This window comes from Telluria sp. PB2R4 (assembly GCF_059685695.1).
On sequence record NZ_JCASIC010000006.1, the window covers coordinates 93348 to 109750 of the forward strand.

Below are 16403 nucleotides of genomic sequence, written 5' to 3' on the forward strand. Positions count from 1 at the left end.
ACTACGAAAGATATTGAACATGTGTTGAATGTCCAACAGGCAGGAGCGTTCAGTGGCCGCGGCGCTGGACCAGCGCCGTGCCGACGCCATGGCGCTTGCCTTCGCTGACGGCGGTGACCGTGCCGTCCGGATTGAACACCAGCGCATTGGCCGCGCCGATCTCTTCCGGCGTCGCCTCCCACCGGTGGCCGAAGCGTTCCAGCGCGCGTGCCGCTTCGCTGCCGGCAAAGTCCGGCTCGATCGAGGTGGCCTCGCCATTGCGCTCCGAGAGGCGCGGGGCGTTCACGGCCTGGTCCATCGGCATGCCGAAGTCCACATGATTGACAATCGTCTGCAGCACCGTGGTGATGATGGTCGAGCCGCCCGGGCTGCCGATCGTGAACGCCGGCTTGCCATCCTTGAGCGCGATGGTCGGCGCCATGCTCGAGCGCGGGCGTTTGCCGGCTTCGGGGACGTTCGGGTGCGGGCCGCTGAAGTCGAAATCGGTCAGCTCGTTATTCAGCAGGAAGCCGTAGCCCGGCACCACGATGCCGCTGCCGCCCCAGGATTCGATGGTGAAGGTATAGGACACCACATTGCCGTCCTTGTCCGAGACGGTCAGGTGGGTGGTGTGGGCGTTTTCCATCTGCATGCGCGCGGAGCGCGGGGGCAGCGGCACGCTCTGGTCGTCCTGGTAGCCGTAGGGGTTACCCGCCGCCACGCTGCGCGCGGCCCGCTGGCCGATCAGCCTGCGGCGCTGCGCCGCATAGTCCTTGGACAGGATGCCGGCCACCGGCGCGTCGACGTATTCGGGGTCGGCCAGGTAGGCGTTGCGGTCGGCAAAGGCGAGCCGGCTGGCTTCGAGGTACAGGTGTTCGGCCTGGGCGCGCGGCATCCTGCGCAGGTCGTAGCCTTCCAGGATGTTGAGCGCTTCGGCGACGGTGGCGCCGCCGCTGCTGGGCAGCGGCATGCCGATGATCTCGTAGCCGCGGTAGCTGGTGCGCAGCGGCGGCCGGATGCGCGCCTCGTAGTTGGCCAGGTCCGCCATGCTCATGCGGCCGGCGCGTGCGCTCCGGCCGGGGGCGAAAGGCGGCTTGTTGACGGCGTCGACGATGGCGCGCGCGATCGGTCCTTCGTAGAAGGCCTTGACGCCGCCCACGGCGATCTCGCGGTAGGCCCTGGCCATGCCGGGATTGCGGATCAGCTCACCCGGCTGGACAGCCTTGCCTTTGCGCAGGTAGAGCGCACTGGTGGGCGCGTAGAGCTGAAATTTTCTTTCATTTTGGGCCGTTAAATGACTGAATATTTCAGTCACCCGGTAGCCCTTGTCGGCCACCTCGATGGCCGGCGCCAGCACCTGCCGGAACGTCATGCTGCCGTAGCGCGCGAGCGCCTCGTGCCAGCCGCGCACGGTGCCGGGCACGCCCACCGAGGCGCCGCTCGCAACCAGCGTGTCGAAGTCGGCCGGCTTGCCGTCCTCGAGGAACACCTTGGGTGTGAAACCGGCCGGCGCGGTCTCGCGGTGGTCGATGGTGATGGCGCGCTTGTCCCTGGCCAGGTAGATCACCATGAAGCCGCCGCCGCCGATGCCGCAGCTGAACGGGTCGGTCACGCCCAGCGTGGCCGCGGCGGCGACCGCGGCGTCGATGGCGTTACCGCCCTTGTTCAGGATCGACATCGCCGATTGCGAGGCCTGTTGGCTGATGGTGGCGACCGCGCCACCCGTCCCGGTGGCCACCGGCGTCTTCGCAGCGGCGGGCGCGGCATTCAGGACGATGGACAAAGTCAGCCCGCAAGCGAGCAGCGTCGCTTTTTTCATGAGGTGTGTCCCCGGTCGGGCGCTTACTGCGCGTAGATGTTGAGGCTGACCGGATACGACGCCGGACCAGACCCCGCCATGCCGCGCGGCGGCGGCGGCGTCAGGTGATCGAGCTCGATGCGCGAGCCTTTCAGCACCGGCGACATATAGCCCGGCTGGCCCTGCACCAGGTAGAAGCCCTGCGCCACGCTGCCGATGCGCATGGTGAAGCGGTAAGCCAGCCGGCCCGCCCAGATGCAGCGCGCGTTGTCGGGGCAGCGGCTGTCTTCCGCGCCTTCGTAGGTGATGTTCAGGCGCTTGGCCAGCGGCAGCACCTGGCGCTCGCTCAGGGTGTAGCGCGCCTCGTGCAGGCGGTCGTGGGCGGTGCCGCAGCCGCCCAGCAAGGCTGCGGCGCAGCCCAGGGTGAAGACACGGAGCAGGGTATGCATGCGATGTCGTCCAGTTGTTTTTTTGGAATGCCCATCATAGCAAACCTGCCGGCTGCGGTCGCGCACGCGCGGTCACATTGCGGTCACATTCGCGGACTAGACTTTGCCGCGTGGTCCCGATATGAACTTTACATCCCCCTCAACCAGCAATAGGAATAACAAGCCAATGTTCAAGAAGATCCTCGCCGCTGCAGCCACGACTGCCGCCGTGCTCGCGATGTCGACCGCCTACGCCGCTGACATGACCGGCGCCGGCGCGACCTTCCCGTACCCGATCTACGCCAAGTGGGCCGAGTCGTACAAGGCAGCCACCGGCAACGGCCTGAACTACCAGTCGGTCGGTTCGGGCGCCGGCATCAAGCAGATCAAGGCCAAGACCGTGGACTTTGGCGCCTCGGACATGCCGCTCAAGGCCGAAGAGCTGGAAGAAGCAGGCCTGATGCAGTTCCCGGCGATCATGGGCGGCGTGGTCGCCGTGGTCAACGTCGAGGGCGTCGCCCCGGGCCAGCTGAAGCTGACCGGTCCCGTGCTGGCCGACATCTACCTGGGCAAGATCACCAAGTGGAACGCCCAGCCGATCGCCGCGCTGAACCCGGGCGTCAAGCTGCCGGATGCCGACATCACCGTCGTGCACCGCGCCGACTCGTCGGGCACCTCGTTCCTGTTCACCGACTACCTGGCCAAGACCAGCCCGGAGTGGAAGAGCAATGTCGGCGCCGGCACCACCGTGAAGTGGGCCGTGGGCGTGGGCGGCAAGGGCAACGAAGGCGTCGCCGCCAACGTGCAGCGCATCAAGGGCGCGATCGGCTACGTCGAGTGGGCCTATGCCAAGAAGAACAAGCTGTCGCATACCCAGCTGAAGAACAAGGACGGCAGCTTCCTGCAGCCTGACGACGAGGCCTTCAAGGCCGCCGCCGCCGGCGCCGAATGGACCAAGGCCCCGGGCTTCGGCGTGGTGCTGACCGACCAGGCGGGCAAGGGTAGCTGGCCGATCACCGGCGTCTCGTACATCCTGATGCACAAGAGCCAGGCCAACGGCGCCAAGGGCACCGAAGTCGTGAAATTCTTCGACTGGGCCTTCAAGAATGGCGCCCCGTCTGCCGCCGAGCTGGACTACGTGCCGATGCCGGCATCGGTCGTCAAGCTGGTGCAGGCCAACTGGAAGGCCAACCTGAAGGATGCATCGGGCAAGGCGATTTATTGATCGTCCGACGCACCGCTGACACGTAGGGTGGGCGGCTCTGCCGCCCACGCGTTCAACTTGCCTACGATTAGCCGTACGACATGCATATGCCACTTGAACGCGTGGGCGGGAAACCCGCCCACCCTACAATATGACTACCGCCAACACCATCGTCCTCGTGGTCGACGACAAGCCGGCCATCGCCGAGCTGCTCAAGTATTCGCTGCACGAAGACGAGTGGATCTGGCACAGCGTCCCGAACCTGGCGCAGGCCTGGGATTTCATCGGGCGTGAACGGCCCGAACTGCTGCTGCAGGAATCGATGCTGCGCCAGGAAGGCGGCATGCGCCTGCTGGCGCGCCTGCGCGGCGATCGTCGCCTGCGCGAGCGGCCGGTGATCCTGCTGGCCGCCGAATGCAGCGACGGCGAACGCAGCGTGCTGCCCCCGGTCCCCGAATTCATCCCCCAGCCGCCGCCCGAGGAAACGCCGGACGAGCGCCTGCTGCGCTCCGGCCGCCTGGTACTGGACCCGCTCAGCTGCAGCGTTCGGGTCGGCAGCCACAAGGTCGAGGTGCGCCACGCCGAATACCGGCTGCTGCGCTTCCTGCTGTGCCATCCGGGCCAGGTATTCTCGCGCGCCCAGCTGCTCGCGCACCTGTGGGAATCGCATGACACCCTCGACCAGCGCACCGTGGACGTCCACGTGCTGCGCCTGCGCAAGGCGCTGGGACGCGCCAAATCGCTGATCAAGACCGTGCGCGGCGCAGGCTACATGCTGTCCCCGGCCTGAGACCGCCGTGTCATCGCGCTGACATCTTTGATAAGTAGACTGGCGGCAATTCTGTGCCCTTGACCCAGTCTGCATGAGCATCCACGCCGCCGTTCGCACCACTTCCCGCACCAACCGCACCCTCGTCGTCATATGGCCGGCCCTGGCCCTGCTCCTGTGCGCGGCGCTATGGATCGTCACCATCGTGCGCGCCGACCTGGATTCCGCGCGCGCCGAAAACCAGGCGCGCAAGGACGCCGGCGCCTACGCCGAAGCCTACGAGCAGTACATCACGCGCTCGGTCGGCCAGATGGACCAGATCACGATGCAGCTGAAGTTCAGCTGGGAGAAGGGACGCGACCCCGGGCTGCTCGACGCACTGCGCCGCGACGGCATGTTCACCGACAGCGCCTTCAGCCTGGTCGCCATCGTCGACCGCGGCGGCGTGGTCCGGGCATCGACCCGGCCGGCGCTGCTCGGCAGCGACCTGTCGTCCGGGCCCGCATTCGTCCAGCACCGCGACCATATCTCGACCGCGCTGCGCATCGGCGCGGCGCCACCGGCGTTCGGCGCCACCGGCGCGAATGGCGGCAATGGCGACCTTGTGCTGTTCACGCGCCGCCTCGACACCCGCGACGACGAATTCGACGGCATCGTCCTGATGGCGGTGGACGCGCGCTATTTCACCTCCTTCGTCAGCCCGGCCACGCTGGGCGCGGGCGGCGTGGTGGCGCTGGCCGGCAGCGAAAGCCGCCTGCGCGCGGAACAGCGCAGCGACGGCACCGCCTTCGTCGAGGGCGGCCTCAGGCTGCTGCCGCCCCGCGCCGGCCTGTGGTTGGGCGAACGCGGCGTGCGCCTGCTGGAGGGCCGTGATGGTTTCGCCGACGGCCAGGCCCGCGTGCTCGGCTGGCGCCACTCGCGCGCCTATCCGCTGGTGGCCCTGGTCGGACTGTCGTACGGGACCGCGCTGGAGGCGGCGCACGCATCCTGGATCGAGAGCCGCGATCGTGCCCTCGCCATCGGCGCCTGCCTGTTGCTGCTGGGCGCCGCCGGTGCGGTGCTGGCGCGCCGCGCCGTGCTGCGCGAGCGCGAGCAGGAAGAAGTACAGCGCGCCTACCGCACCGCCACCGAAAGCGGCAACGACGGCTTCTACATGGCGGCGGCGGTGCGCACGCGCGAAGGCGAGATCGTCGATTTCCGCATCGTCGACTGCAACGAGCGCGGCGCCTTCTTCTACGGGATGACGCGCGCCGCGCTGGTCGGCAGCAGCCTGTCGAAGATCGACAGCGGCCTGTTCGGCGAGGAGCTGCTCGACACCTACCGCAAGGCGATGGAGACCGGCTTCCATGAAGACGACCGCCGCATGCCGGTGGACAACTGCCTGAACATCAGCTGGGGACGGCGGCGCCTGGTGCGGGTCGGGAACGGCCTGGCGGTGACGCTGCAGGACATCAGCGAGCGCAAGGCCCACGAGACCCAGCTGGAACGCCTGGCCAACGAGGACGTGCTGACCGGCCTGGCCACCCGCCATGCGTTCCTGGGTGCGATGCCGGCCATCCTGGCGCAGGCGCGTGCGAGCGGGGCGGGGCTGGCGCTGCTGTTCATCGACCTCGACGAGTTCAAGCACGTGAACGATACCCACGGCCACGCCACCGGCGACCAGCTGCTCAAGTCGGCGGCCGGACGCCTGCTGTCGCTGCTGCGCCCGAGCGACCGGGTGGCGCGCTTCGGCGGCGACGAATTCCTGGTGCTGCTGCACCCCGGCGACGGCGAGCGCCAGGCCGCCTCGGTGGCCGCGCGCATCGTGGAGGCCTTCAGCCTGCCCTTCCTGATCGGCGACGACTTGCACGCGGTGGGCGCGTCGATCGGGATCAGCATGTTCCCGCGCGACGGCCAGGATGCCGAGACCCTGGTGCGCCACAGCGACATCGCGATGTACGCCGGGAAGAACGAGGGCAAGGGCCAGTACCGCTTTTTCGACCCGGCGCTCTCGAACAGCCTGAATTCGCGCGCCCGCCTGAAGCAGCGCATGCTGGAGGCGATCGAGCACGACCAGTTCACCCTGTACTACCAGCCGCGCGTCGACGCCCGCAGCGGCGAGCTGCTGAGCATGGAGGCGCTGATCCGCTGGCGCCATCCTGAACTGGGCGTGGTGTCCCCTGGCGAATTCATCCCGCTGGCGGAAAGCACCGGCCTGATTCGCGCCATCGGCGACCTGGTGATCGACAAGGCCTGCGCCCAGCTGGCGGCCTGGCGCGACGCCGGACTGCGGCTGGTGCCGGTATCCATCAATGTCTCGCCCAAGCAGTTCGGGCGCGGCGGCGTGCAGCGCCACTTGAGCTGCGCCATGGCGCGCCACCGCGTGCCGGCCAGCCTGATCGAGGTCGAGATCACCGAATCGGCCATGATGGGCGACCACGACGACATCCTGGCCGAACTGGCCGCGCTGCGCGCGCTGGGCGTCAAGCTGCACGTCGACGATTTCGGCACCGGCTATTCCTCGCTGTCGCAGCTGCAGCGCCTCAGGATGGACGTGCTGAAGGTGGACCGCGCCTTCACCATGGAGCTCGGCAACTCGAAGGAGGGCAAGGTGTTCTTCCAGGCGATCGTGTCGATGGCGCACGCGCTCGGGATGTCGGTGGTGGCCGAGGGCGTCGAGACCGAAGAGCAGCTCGATATCCTGCGCGGCCTTGACTGCAACGAGGTGCAGGGCTTCTACATTGCGCGCCCGGTGCCGGCTGGCGACATGGAAGCCATGATGCGGCGCCGCTTCCTGCTCGACGTGGCCGCCGCGGCCTGAACCGGCCGATGCTGGTGGGGAAGGTTGCGGATATGCTATTGTCTCGCGCTCGACCGAAAGACCCGCATGACCTTCACCGCCCTCATCTTCCTCGCCCTCGCGATGTCGACCGACGCCTTTGCCGCGGCGATCGCCAAGGGCGCCGCCCTGCGCAATCCCGGCCTGCCGCAGGCGCTGCGCATCGGCCTGCTGTTCGGCTGCATCGAGACCATCACGCCGGTGATCGGCTGGGCCCTCGGCTCGCTGGCCGCCGACACCATCCGCCAGTGGGACCACTGGATCGCGTTCTTCCTGCTGCTCGGGCTGGGCGGGCGCATGATCTGGCTGTCGTTCGGCGAAGATGAAGACGAGGAAAGCGCGGGCTCGCAGAACCTGCTGGTGCTGGTGCTGACCGCGGTGGCGACCAGCATCGATGCGATGGCGGTCGGAGTCGGGCTGGCTTTTGTTGACGTCTCGATCGTGCATGCGGCGGTGGCGATCGGCATCTCCACCACGGTCATGGTCACCATCGGCGTGCTGCTCGGGCGACGCCTGGGCGCGGCGGTCGGACGCAATGCCGAACGCATCGGCGGGGTGGTGCTGGTGCTGGTCGGCACGACGATCCTGATCGAGCACCTGTCGCACTGAGTTCGGGCGCCAGCTGCGGCAGGGAGCGGCAGGTGCCCATGCTATACTGGCTTCGTCATGTGTTCCTCCATCGTATGAGACGACTCCTCGTCATCTTCCTGATCCTGCTGTTCCCCCTGAACGTACTGGCGCTGTCGATGTCCGTGGCGCTGCCGCAGTCGCAGCCGGATAGTGCGGCCGCGCAGGTCACCGTGGCGGCGCCGGCCGGCGATGCCTTCGCGGGCGACACCAAATCGGACATCGATCCCGACGAGCCGCCCTCGGTGGCCGAGCTGCACGACCTGGTGAACCAGGAACGCTGCCTGCACCTGGCCGGCCTCCATGCCGGCGCGGTGCCGCCGCACGATGCGGCGCCGACCTGCCATTCCTTCCCGCCCCCCATCAAGCCACCCCGCCTCGCCTGAGACGGGGCGCTCGCCCCACTCCCGTCATCGCTCCGGTCATTGCCGGCATGCGCTGCGCGCGTGCCCGCGGCCGGACGTTTCACCACATTTGACAAGGCAAGCAATATGGAATGGCTATTCGACCCCACTATCTGGGTAGGTTTGCTGACCCTGGTGTTCCTGGAAATCGTCCTGGGCATCGACAACCTGATTTTTATCGCGATCCTGGCGGACAAGCTGCCGCCGCACCAGCGCGACAAGGCGCGCCTGCTGGGCCTGTCCCTGGCCATGGCGATGCGCCTCGGCCTGCTCACGATCGTCTCCTGGCTGGTCACCCTGACCACGCCCCTGTTCTCCGTCGGGATCTTCGATTTTTCCGGGCGCGACCTGATTCTCCTGATCGGCGGCTTCTTCCTGCTGTTCAAGGCCACCATCGAGCTGCATGAACGCCTCGAAGGTGTTGCCCTCGTCCAGTCCGGTCCGAGGGTGTATGCCAGTTTCGGCGCCGTGGTGGCGCAGATCGTGGTGCTCGACGCCGTGTTCTCGCTCGACGCGGTGATCACGGCCGTGGGCATGGTCGACGAGCTGGGCGTGATGATGGCCGCGGTCATCATCTCGATCGGCGTCATGATCCTGGCTTCGAAGCCGCTGACCCGCTTCGTCAATGCGCACCCGACCGTGGTGGTGCTGTGCCTGAGCTTCCTGTTGATGATCGGCCTGAGCCTGGTCGCCGAAGGATTCGGCTTCCATATCCCGAAGGGCTACCTGTACGCCGCCATCGGTTTCTCGGTGCTGATCGAGACCCTGAACCAGTTCGCGCGCCGTAACTTCCTGAAGAACGAAGCGCGCATGCCCTTCCGCGAGCGCACCGCCGACACGGTCATGCGCCTGCTCGGGAAACCCCGGTATGCCGCGGAAGAAACGCCGGAAGAGGTGCGGCCGCAGGACGACAGTTTCGCGGTCGAGGAGCGCAACATGGTCAGCGGCGTGCTGACCCTGGGCGACCGCTCGATCCGTTCGGTCATGACGCCGCGCGCGGAGATGTCCTGGGTGAATCTGGAGCAGGAAGCGGGCATCATCCTTCAGCAGCTGCAGGAAACCCCGCACAACCGGCTGCCGGTCTGCCATGGCGACATCGACCGGGTAGTGGGGGTGGCCCGGACCAAGGACCTGATCGGCGCGCTCCTGCTGCACCGGCACATCGATGCGTCCGACGCAGGGATGCTGCGCGCGCCGATCTTCCTGCCCGACACCGCGGGCGTGCTCGGCGCCATGGAGACCCTCAAGCGCGCCCGAGGCCAGCTGGTGCTGGTGGCCGATGAATATGGCGTCATCCAGGGCCTGCTGACCCCGATCGACATCCTGGAGGCGATCGCCGGCGAATTCCCGGACGAGGACGAACAGCCGGCCATCCGGCAGCAGGGGCCGGGGCATTGGGAGGCCGACGGCACGGCCGACCTGCACCTGCTCGAGCAGGAACTGCAGACCGATGCGCTGGTCGACAGCGAGGCCGACTACAACTCGCTGGCCGGCTTCCTGCTGGCGCGCTTCGAAACCCTGCCCGCCGCCGGCCAGTCGGTCGAGGTGAGCGGACTGCGCTTCGAGATTCTTGCGGTGGAAGACCGGCGCATCGTGCGGGTCGGCATACGCCGCCAGGATCCGCAGGCGCCGGACGCCGGCGCCTGACGCTGTCAGCGCACGGGCCGGGGTTTCCGGCGGCGGTCGCGCTGGCGGTAGTGTTCGGGGGAGCACAGTACCCTGAGCGCCACCGGGCGCGGCACCCCGACCTGTTCCATGAACAGCAGGGCAGGGTGGACGCCGTAGCGGGCGCACAGCTTGAGCCCTTCATCGACCTGGCCGGCGGTCACCTTGTCGGTGCGTGCATCGTTTCTGCTTTGCTCCACCATGTGCTTCCTTTCATGCGAGCGAAGGATGCTAACAGAGCGATAAATACACTTAAAGTGAATTCGTAAGAGTTTTCGACAAGTTGATGTTTTGGTGGCGTATTTACAAAAATTGCCTGTGTGGCATTGCAGGCTGTCGTGCCAGAAGTTAGAGAATAAGCGTTCAGCCGGTCATGCGCTGGAACACCTCGCGCACCGCCAGCCCGCCGCCGCCGATGAGCAGGGCGAAGTACAGGATGGTGACGACGTTGCTGATGTGGCCCAGCAGCACGCTGACGCCGTCGCGCTGCAGCAGGCCGATCGCCAGGAACAGCAGGGCAACCGCGGGGAAGGTATTGCTGAAGGGGATCAGGCCAAAAGGCATCATCAGCAGCACGGCGCCCAGGATCAGGCCGGCGTTATTGAAATGCTGGATCGGACCGTTTTCCACCAGCCACTGGATGCGGTTGGGTTTGCAGACGCGTTCGATCCGGTACAGCCAGGGTAGCGCCTTGCGCAGCGCCGGGCGCAGCTTGCTGGTGGAGATCATCCGGTGCTTCAGCTTTGCCGGAACCCAGAGTTCGCGGCCGAACAGGCGGCTGATGCCGATCAGGAGGATCGCAGCGCCGAATACGGTACTCACACCCGGAATCGATACCGGGATCAGGAACACCAGGGTGAGCAGTGCTGTGAGCATCAGCAGGCCTTCGTTGCCGACGCGGTGAATCAGTTCGCTCAGCGTGATGCCGCCAGGCGGCAGGGAGCGGACCATGGACCGGACCTTCTTGAAGATCGTTTCACCTTGCATGCTGCTCTTTCGTATTGCGTCGTACTGGATCGTGGAGTGGGCGGCGGCGTGCTTGCCTGCCGCCCGGGAGGCAAGAGTATAGTGCAGGAAGCCAGTTTCAGCCGCGCCGCGCCGCTTCGATCTTCGCCACGTCGATCTTGCGCATCGTCATCATCGCTTCGAACACGCGTTTCGCCACGGCCGGGTCGGGGTCGGCGATGCCATCGGTGAGCACGCGCGGCGTGATCTGCCACGACAGGCCCCACCTATCCTTGCACCAGCCGCATTCGCTTTCCTGGCCGCCGTTGCCGACGATGGCGTTCCACAGGCGGTCGGTTTCCTCCTGGTCGTCGGTCGCGATCTGGAACGAGAAGGCTTCGGTCTGCGGGAACACCGGGCCGCCGTTCAGTCCGATGCACGGAATGCCGGCCACGGTGAAGGCGACCGTCAGCACGTCGCCCTGCTTGCCCGCGGGATAGTCGCTCGGCGCGCGGAAGACCTGGCCGACGCTACTATCGGGGATGGTCGCCGCGTAGAACTGGGCCGCTTCCAGCGCCGACCCGTTGAACCAGAGGCAAATCGTGTTTTTACTGACCATGGCTTCTCCAATCGTTGGCAAATCAATCGAGAACATCGCGCGTCAGCATAACGCAATCACGTGGCCGTCCGGTAGCTGCCCGGGTCTGGCTCAGGAAGGATCAGTCGAGGTCGGACGCGTCATGGCGTTCCGGCACCTGTTCTTCCGGATTGCCGCGCACGCGGTTGACCTTGCGTCCACGAATCACTGCCGGGCGCGCCGCGACCTCGTCGGCCCAGCGGCGCACGTGCTCGTACTCGTGCACGGACAGGAATTCGCCCGCCTCGTACAGCTCGCCGCGCACCATGCCGCCGTACCATGGCCAGATCGCCATGTCCGCGATCGTGAACTCGTTGCCGGCGACATAGCGGTGGTGGGCCAGCTGGCGCTCCAGCACGTCGAGCTGGCGCTTGGTTTCCATTGCGTAGCGGTCGATCGGGTATTGCAGTTTCTCCGGCGCATAGGCGTAGAAGTGGCCGAAGCCGCCGCCCACGAAGGGTGCCGAACCCATCTGCCAGAACAGCCAGTTCATGGTTTCGGTACGCGCCGCACCGTCTGTCGGCAAGAAGGCGCCGAACTTCTCGGCCAGGTAGACCAGGATCGAGCCGGATTCGAACACCCGCACCGGTTCCGGGCCACTGTGGTCGGCCATGGCCGGGATCTTGGAATTCGGGTTGATGTCGACGAAGCCGCTGGAGAACTGGGCACCCTCGTTGATCTTGATGAGCCAGGCATCGTACTCGGCCCCCTTGTGGCCCAGGGCCAGCAGCTCTTCCAGCATGATGGTCACCTTGACGCCGTTGGGCGTGGCCAGCGAATACAGCTGCAGTGGGTGCTTGCCGACCGGGAGCGGGGCGTCGTGGGTCGGGCCGGCGACCGGGCGGTTGATGTTGGCGAAGGTGCCGCCGGAAGAGGCGGGCGGGGTCCAGACTTTGGGTGGGACGTACTCGTCGGTCATCAAGTTCTCCTTGGACATGCAGGATCAAAGCAGCATTCTAGCCGGGGTGAGCGGAATGCGTTTTCGGCCCCGGAAAAAGAAAACCCCGCCGAGGCGGGGTTCTGTTTGGGACCAGGCAGGCTTACACGAAAGCCGCCAGCGCGCCCTTCATCTTCTTCAGCGCAGCCGATTCGATCTGGCGGATACGCTCGGCCGACACGCCGAATTCTTCGGCCAGCGTGTGCAGCGTGGCGCCCGAACCGTCGTCGTTGGCCAGCCAGCGCGCTTCGATGATGCGGCGCGAACGCGGATCCAGCTTGCCCAGCGCGGTTTCCAGGCCCTCCGACTGCAGGCGGTCGACCTGCTCGGCCTCCAGCACGCGGGTCGGCTCCTGCTTCTCGGACGACAGGTAGGCGATCGGGGCGAACTTGTCGTCGTCGTCGTCGGTCGGCGATTCGAGGGCGATGTCGCGGCCCGACAGGCGGGTTTCCATCTCGATCACTTCTTCACGCTTGACGTCGAGCATCTTCGCCAGCTCGTCGACCTGGCTTGGGGTCATGGTGTCCAGACCCACCTTGTTGCTGCGCAGGTTGAAGAACAGCTTGCGCTGGGCCTTGGTCGTTGCGACCTTCACCAGGCGCCAGTTCTTCAGGATGTATTCGTGCATTTCGGCCTTGATCCAGTGCATCGCGTACGAGACGAGACGCACGCCCTGGTTCGGGTCGAAGCGCTTGACGGCTTTCATCAGGCCGATATTGCCTTCCTGGATCAGGTCGGCGTGCGGCAGTCCGTAGCCGAGGTAGCCACGCGCGATCGACACCACCAGGCGCAGGTGCGACAGCACCAGTTTTTGCGCGGCGTCGAGATCGTTCTGGTCGCGCAGCGATTTCGCCAGCGAGACTTCTTCTTCGTGGGTGAGCATCGGCAGGCGGTTGACGGCCGAGATATAGGCGTCAATATTGCCGAGATTGCCGGTAAAACCCAGGTTCAGGGCGCGACTGCCGGCAGGGACCAATGCGGATTGTGCGGACATGTTCATTTCCCTTGTAGTAATCCTGCTGCATCCTGCGTGCCGCCGACCCATGTCGCGCGACACCAGCGTACTGCTTGTGACTGGATGCCTTCCTTGATTTCGCTGTATTCGAGACATATATTAGCACTCTCCACCATCGAGTGCTAGGCGACCATCGATTTGTCGAAATCGATTAAGTTTGGCTAAAGTATTGCCCTTGGGAATTAAAATCGCACCGTTTAAACTGTAGTGCAGGCGACTCTGATTCGATTGATTTAGCTCAAATTTGACAAAAAAACGGCTGGAAAACCTGTCAAGGACAGGTTAAAGGTCCCAAGAGCGGCCTTCTGTTGAATGGCGCACGCAGGGCGGAGGCAGCTTGTAGGAGGAGCGCTCGTCTGAGCGTAGGGTATGGCGGGTCAGCGGGCAGGAAGACCTGCCCGCACGATGCACAAATACCAACTTAGCGAACCCGCGCCAGGTGGCGCTGCACCGACAGCATCGCCCCGATCAGGCCCAGTCCTGCGCTGATCGCCAGCACGCCCGCCGTTTCCGCCGCGCCGAGCGGCACCAGCTGGAATTCCGAGGCGTACAGCCGTGCGAAATCGGCAATCGCACCGTTCAGCGGGTTCAGCGCCAGCAGCACCGCGCCCAGCGCCACCGCGCCGGCGCACAGGCCGAGCAGGGCGCCCGTGTAGTAGAAGGGACGGTGGATAAAGTTGTCGGTCGCGCCCAGCAGCTTGGAGACGGCGATCTCCTCCTTCTGCGTCAGCACCTGCAGGCGGATGGTGTTGAACACCACCGCGATCACCACGATGCCGAGCGTGACCGCCAGCAGCAGCAGGGCCAGGCGCAGGATGGCCAGCATCGCAGCCAGGCGCTTGACCCAGGCCGAATCGACCTGCACCACATCGACGCCCGGCAGCGCGCGCAGCTGTTCGGTGACCGCGTCGACCCGGCTGGCGGCGCCGCTGCCCTCCAGGCGCATCCTGAAGCTGTCCGGCAGCGGGTTCTCGCCCAGGGTGTCGATCACGTCGCCCAGGCTGCTCGTGTCCTTCATGGCGGCCAGCGCTTGTTCGCGCGGCACGAACTCGACCGCGGCCTTGCCGCTCGGGGCAAGGATGGCGCGGATGCGCGGCTGCAGGGCCGTGGCATCCTCGCGCGTGGACTCGAGCTTCATGAACAGGCTGATCTCGGGATCGACCGACAGCTGGTCGGACAGCGGCCGCACGTTGTCGAGCAGGGTGATGCCGGCCAGCGGCAGCATCAGGGCAAACGCGACCACCAGCACGTTGAACAGGAAGCTGCCCGGCGACTTGCGCACGGTCGACAGCGCCGCGCCGAGCGCGAAGCGGTGTTGGCGGAACCACGGGCTCATGCCGCACCTCCGGGGTGGCCGGCACCGACAAGCTGGCCGTGCTCGAGGCGGATCACCCGCGCCGCACTGTCGAGCACCTGCTCGTCATGGGTCGAGATCACGCAGGTCACGCCGGCGGCGTGGAAGGCGCGCAGGGCGTCGAGCACGCGGTCGGCCGCGGCGCGGTCGAGGTTCGCGGTGGGCTCGTCGGCCAGGATGATCTGCGGGCGGTTGACGATGGCGCGCGCGATCGCCACGCGCTGCTGCTCGCCGCCGGACAGTTCCAGCGGCATCGCTTTCGCGCGATCCAGCAGGCCCACCTTGTCGAGGGCTGCTCTGGCGCGTCCCTCGGCCTGCGCCTTGTGGGCGCCGGTGACGAGCAGGGGCAGCATCACGTTGCCGAGGATGTTGCGGTCGTTCAGCAGGCGCTGGTGCTGGAAGATCAGGCCCAGGTTACGGCGCAGGAAGGGAATGCCGGCCTTGCGGATGCGGCCGATGTCCTGGCCGTTGACGGTCACCACGCCGCCCGTGGGCCGCTCGACGGCGGCCACCATCTTCATCAGGGTCGACTTGCCCGCGCCGGACGGGCCGGCCAGGTAGACCAGCTCGCCCTTGGCGATATTGAGGGAGACGTCGCGCAGCGCGTAGGCGTCATGGGAATATTGCTTGGAGACGGACTGGAATTCGATCATCGCGGGCTGTTCCTGGTTGTACCCTTAGCCCAGCAGGGCTTCGACGAATTCTTCGGCGTCGAAGGGCTGCAGGTCGTCCAGCTTCTCGCCGACGCCGATGAAGTACACCGGCACCGGACGCGTGCGCGCGATCGCGGCCAGCACGCCGCCCTTGGCGGTGCCGTCCAGCTTGGTGATCACCAGGCCGGTCAGCCCCAGCGCGTCATCGAAGGCCTTGACCTGGGCCAGCGCGTTCTGGCCGGTGTTGCCGTCGATGACCAGCAGCACCTCGTGCGGGGCGCCATCCATGCCCTTGCCGATGACGCGCTTGATCTTCTTGAGTTCTTCCATCAGGTGCAGCTGGGTCGGCAGGCGGCCGGCGGTATCGACCATGACCACGTCGGTGCCGCGCGCCTTGCCCGACTGGACCGCATCAAAAGCCACGGCGGCCGGATCGCCCGAGGCCTGCGAGATCACGGTGACGTTGTTGCGCTGGCCCCAGACCATCAGCTGCTCGCGCGCGGCGGCGCGGAAGGTGTCACCCGCGGCCAGCAGCACCGACTGCTCGAAGCGCTGCATGTGCTTGGCCAGCTTGCCGATGGTGGTGGTCTTGCCGGCGCCGTTCACGCCCGAGATCATCATCACCAGCGGTTCGTGGCGGCCCAGTTCGAGCGGCTTCTGCAGCGGCTGCAGCATTTCGATCATCAGGCCCTTGAGTGCGGCCTTGACCTGGGCGGCGTCCAGCAGCTTGTCTTCCTTGACCTTGCGGCGCAGCGAGTCGAGCAGGTGCTGGGTGGCGTCCATGCCGGCGTCGGACATCAGGAGCGCCGATTCGAGTTCCTCGTACAGGTCTTCATCGATGCGCGCGCCAACGAACAGCAGCGACAGGTTGCTCGAGGTCTTGGACAGGCCAGCCTTCAGGCGCGTCATCCAGGACTGCTTCTTCTCGGCGTCGGTGGTCGGGCGTTCCGCGGTTTCAGGGAACAGCTCGCCGATGTCGGCCGCCACCGCCGTGACCGGGGCAGGAGTTGGTGCGGGGGTTGGCGCAAGCGTTGGCGCCGGGGTGTCGAGTGCGCCGGGGACGAACATCGGCGCCGCTGCTGCTTCCAGGGCAGACGCGGGCTGGCTCGGCTCCGGGACCTCGGTCTCAGGCTTCTTTCTTTTGAAGAAACTAAACATATGTGGGGGCGA

16 protein-coding genes are annotated in these 16403 nt (G+C 66.4%); 6 read left to right on the forward strand and 10 right to left on the reverse strand.

The genetic code is table 11. The features are described from left to right. Positions 1-49: 49 nt before the first annotated feature. Both ggt and AC56LU_RS12030 read right to left on the reverse strand, forming a co-directional pair. Complete coding sequence (gene ggt, locus AC56LU_RS12025; protein ID WP_497175836.1) at positions 50-1798, reverse strand: gamma-glutamyltransferase; 1749 nt, start codon at positions 1796-1798, stop codon at positions 50-52. A 23-nt stretch (positions 1799-1821) separates the two neighbouring features. Then, the gene (locus AC56LU_RS12030) at positions 1822-2226 is read right to left on the reverse strand and encodes a hypothetical protein (RefSeq protein ID WP_497175837.1); all 405 of its coding nucleotides are present in this window, start codon (positions 2224-2226) and stop codon (positions 1822-1824) included. Positions 2227-2392: 166 nt separating this feature from the next. On the opposite strand from AC56LU_RS12030, the gene pstS reads away from it, so the two are divergent. From pstS to AC56LU_RS12060, 6 genes are all read left to right on the forward strand, one after another. Beyond that, a complete protein-coding gene (gene pstS, locus AC56LU_RS12035; RefSeq protein ID WP_497175838.1) occupies positions 2393-3430 on the forward strand; it encodes a phosphate ABC transporter substrate-binding protein PstS in 1038 nt (345 codons plus the stop codon). Positions 3431-3560: 130 nt separating this feature from the next. Beyond that, a complete protein-coding gene (locus tag AC56LU_RS12040) occupies positions 3561-4199 on the forward strand; it encodes a winged helix-turn-helix transcriptional regulator (protein WP_497175839.1) in 639 nt (212 codons plus the stop codon). A gap of 73 nt (positions 4200-4272) precedes the next feature. After that, positions 4273-6978 carry a bifunctional diguanylate cyclase/phosphodiesterase gene (locus AC56LU_RS12045; RefSeq protein ID WP_497175840.1) on the forward strand — a complete coding sequence of 902 codons (2706 nt, stop codon included), beginning with the start codon at positions 4273-4275 and terminating at the stop codon, positions 6976-6978. A gap of 66 nt (positions 6979-7044) precedes the next feature. Beyond that, positions 7045-7605, forward strand: coding sequence for a manganese efflux pump MntP (locus AC56LU_RS12050; RefSeq protein WP_497175841.1), 561 nt, complete (start codon positions 7045-7047; stop codon positions 7603-7605). Between the two features lie 74 nt (positions 7606-7679). Then, a complete protein-coding gene (locus AC56LU_RS12055) occupies positions 7680-8009 on the forward strand; it encodes a hypothetical protein (RefSeq protein WP_497175842.1) in 330 nt (109 codons plus the stop codon). Positions 8010-8114: 105 nt separating this feature from the next. Next, on the forward strand, positions 8115-9674 hold the full coding sequence (locus AC56LU_RS12060) for a TerC family protein (protein WP_497175843.1): 1560 nt from the start codon (positions 8115-8117) through the stop codon (positions 9672-9674). A gap of 5 nt (positions 9675-9679) precedes the next feature. Here AC56LU_RS12060 and AC56LU_RS12065 read toward each other — a convergent pair whose 3' ends face one another. The 8 genes from AC56LU_RS12065 to ftsY form a co-directional block, all read right to left on the reverse strand. After that, positions 9680-9895, reverse strand: coding sequence for a hypothetical protein (locus AC56LU_RS12065; protein WP_497175844.1), 216 nt, complete (start codon positions 9893-9895; stop codon positions 9680-9682). Positions 9896-10055: 160 nt separating this feature from the next. Continuing rightward, positions 10056-10643, reverse strand: coding sequence for an exopolysaccharide biosynthesis protein (locus AC56LU_RS12070; protein WP_497175845.1), 588 nt, complete (start codon positions 10641-10643; stop codon positions 10056-10058). A gap of 133 nt (positions 10644-10776) precedes the next feature. Then, positions 10777-11256, reverse strand: coding sequence for a VOC family protein (locus AC56LU_RS12075; RefSeq protein WP_497175846.1), 480 nt, complete (start codon positions 11254-11256; stop codon positions 10777-10779). Positions 11257-11356: 100 nt separating this feature from the next. After that, entirely contained in the window at positions 11357-12193 is an 837-nt protein-coding gene (yghU, locus tag AC56LU_RS12080) for a glutathione-dependent disulfide-bond oxidoreductase (RefSeq protein ID WP_497175847.1), read from the reverse strand. Positions 12194-12314: 121 nt separating this feature from the next. Continuing rightward, the gene (rpoH, locus tag AC56LU_RS12085; RefSeq protein WP_497175848.1) at positions 12315-13205 is read right to left on the reverse strand and encodes an RNA polymerase sigma factor RpoH; all 891 of its coding nucleotides are present in this window, start codon (positions 13203-13205) and stop codon (positions 12315-12317) included. Between the two features lie 442 nt (positions 13206-13647). Continuing rightward, entirely contained in the window at positions 13648-14562 is a 915-nt protein-coding gene (ftsX, locus tag AC56LU_RS12090; RefSeq protein WP_497175849.1) for a permease-like cell division protein FtsX, read from the reverse strand. Beyond that, positions 14559-15233 carry a cell division ATP-binding protein FtsE gene (locus tag AC56LU_RS12095; protein ID WP_497175850.1) on the reverse strand — a complete coding sequence of 225 codons (675 nt, stop codon included), beginning with the start codon at positions 15231-15233 and terminating at the stop codon, positions 14559-14561. The genes ftsX and AC56LU_RS12095 overlap by 4 nt, the downstream gene beginning before the upstream one ends. A 24-nt stretch (positions 15234-15257) precedes the next feature. Beyond that, positions 15258-16391, reverse strand: a complete 1134-nt coding sequence (gene ftsY, locus AC56LU_RS12100) for a signal recognition particle-docking protein FtsY (protein ID WP_497175851.1) — start codon at positions 16389-16391, stop codon at positions 15258-15260. Between the last annotated feature and the right edge of the window lie 12 nt (positions 16392-16403).

Bases quoted from the DNA above. Each gene is read 5' to 3' on its own strand.
- AC56LU_RS12070 (WP_497175845.1), bottom strand. From the start codon at position 10,643: ATGGTCCGCTCCCTGCCGCCTGGCGGCATCACGCTGAGCGAACTGATT.
- yghU (WP_497175847.1), bottom strand. From the start codon at position 12,193: ATGACCGACGAGTACGTCCCACCCAAAGTCTGGACCCCGCCCGCCTCT.
- AC56LU_RS12040 (WP_497175839.1), top strand. From the start codon at position 3,561: ATGACTACCGCCAACACCATCGTCCTCGTGGTCGACGACAAGCCGGCC.
- AC56LU_RS12050 (WP_497175841.1), top strand. From the start codon at position 7,045: ATGACCTTCACCGCCCTCATCTTCCTCGCCCTCGCGATGTCGACCGAC.
- AC56LU_RS12095 (WP_497175850.1), bottom strand. From the start codon at position 15,233: ATGATCGAATTCCAGTCCGTCTCCAAGCAATATTCCCATGACGCCTAC.
- ftsX (WP_497175849.1), bottom strand. From the start codon at position 14,562: ATGAGCCCGTGGTTCCGCCAACACCGCTTCGCGCTCGGCGCGGCGCTG.
- AC56LU_RS12060 (WP_497175843.1), top strand. From the start codon at position 8,115: ATGGAATGGCTATTCGACCCCACTATCTGGGTAGGTTTGCTGACCCTG.
- AC56LU_RS12045 (WP_497175840.1), top strand. From the start codon at position 4,273: ATGAGCATCCACGCCGCCGTTCGCACCACTTCCCGCACCAACCGCACC.
- ggt (WP_497175836.1), bottom strand. From the start codon at position 1,798: ATGAAAAAAGCGACGCTGCTCGCTTGCGGGCTGACTTTGTCCATCGTC.
- AC56LU_RS12065 (WP_497175844.1), bottom strand. From the start codon at position 9,895: ATGGTGGAGCAAAGCAGAAACGATGCACGCACCGACAAGGTGACCGCC.
- ftsY (WP_497175851.1), bottom strand. From the start codon at position 16,391: ATGTTTAGTTTCTTCAAAAGAAAGAAGCCTGAGACCGAGGTCCCGGAG.
- AC56LU_RS12055 (WP_497175842.1), top strand. From the start codon at position 7,680: ATGAGACGACTCCTCGTCATCTTCCTGATCCTGCTGTTCCCCCTGAAC.
- AC56LU_RS12075 (WP_497175846.1), bottom strand. From the start codon at position 11,256: ATGGTCAGTAAAAACACGATTTGCCTCTGGTTCAACGGGTCGGCGCTG.
- pstS (WP_497175838.1), top strand. From the start codon at position 2,393: ATGTTCAAGAAGATCCTCGCCGCTGCAGCCACGACTGCCGCCGTGCTC.
- AC56LU_RS12030 (WP_497175837.1), bottom strand. From the start codon at position 2,226: ATGCATACCCTGCTCCGTGTCTTCACCCTGGGCTGCGCCGCAGCCTTG.
- rpoH (WP_497175848.1), bottom strand. From the start codon at position 13,205: ATGTCCGCACAATCCGCATTGGTCCCTGCCGGCAGTCGCGCCCTGAAC.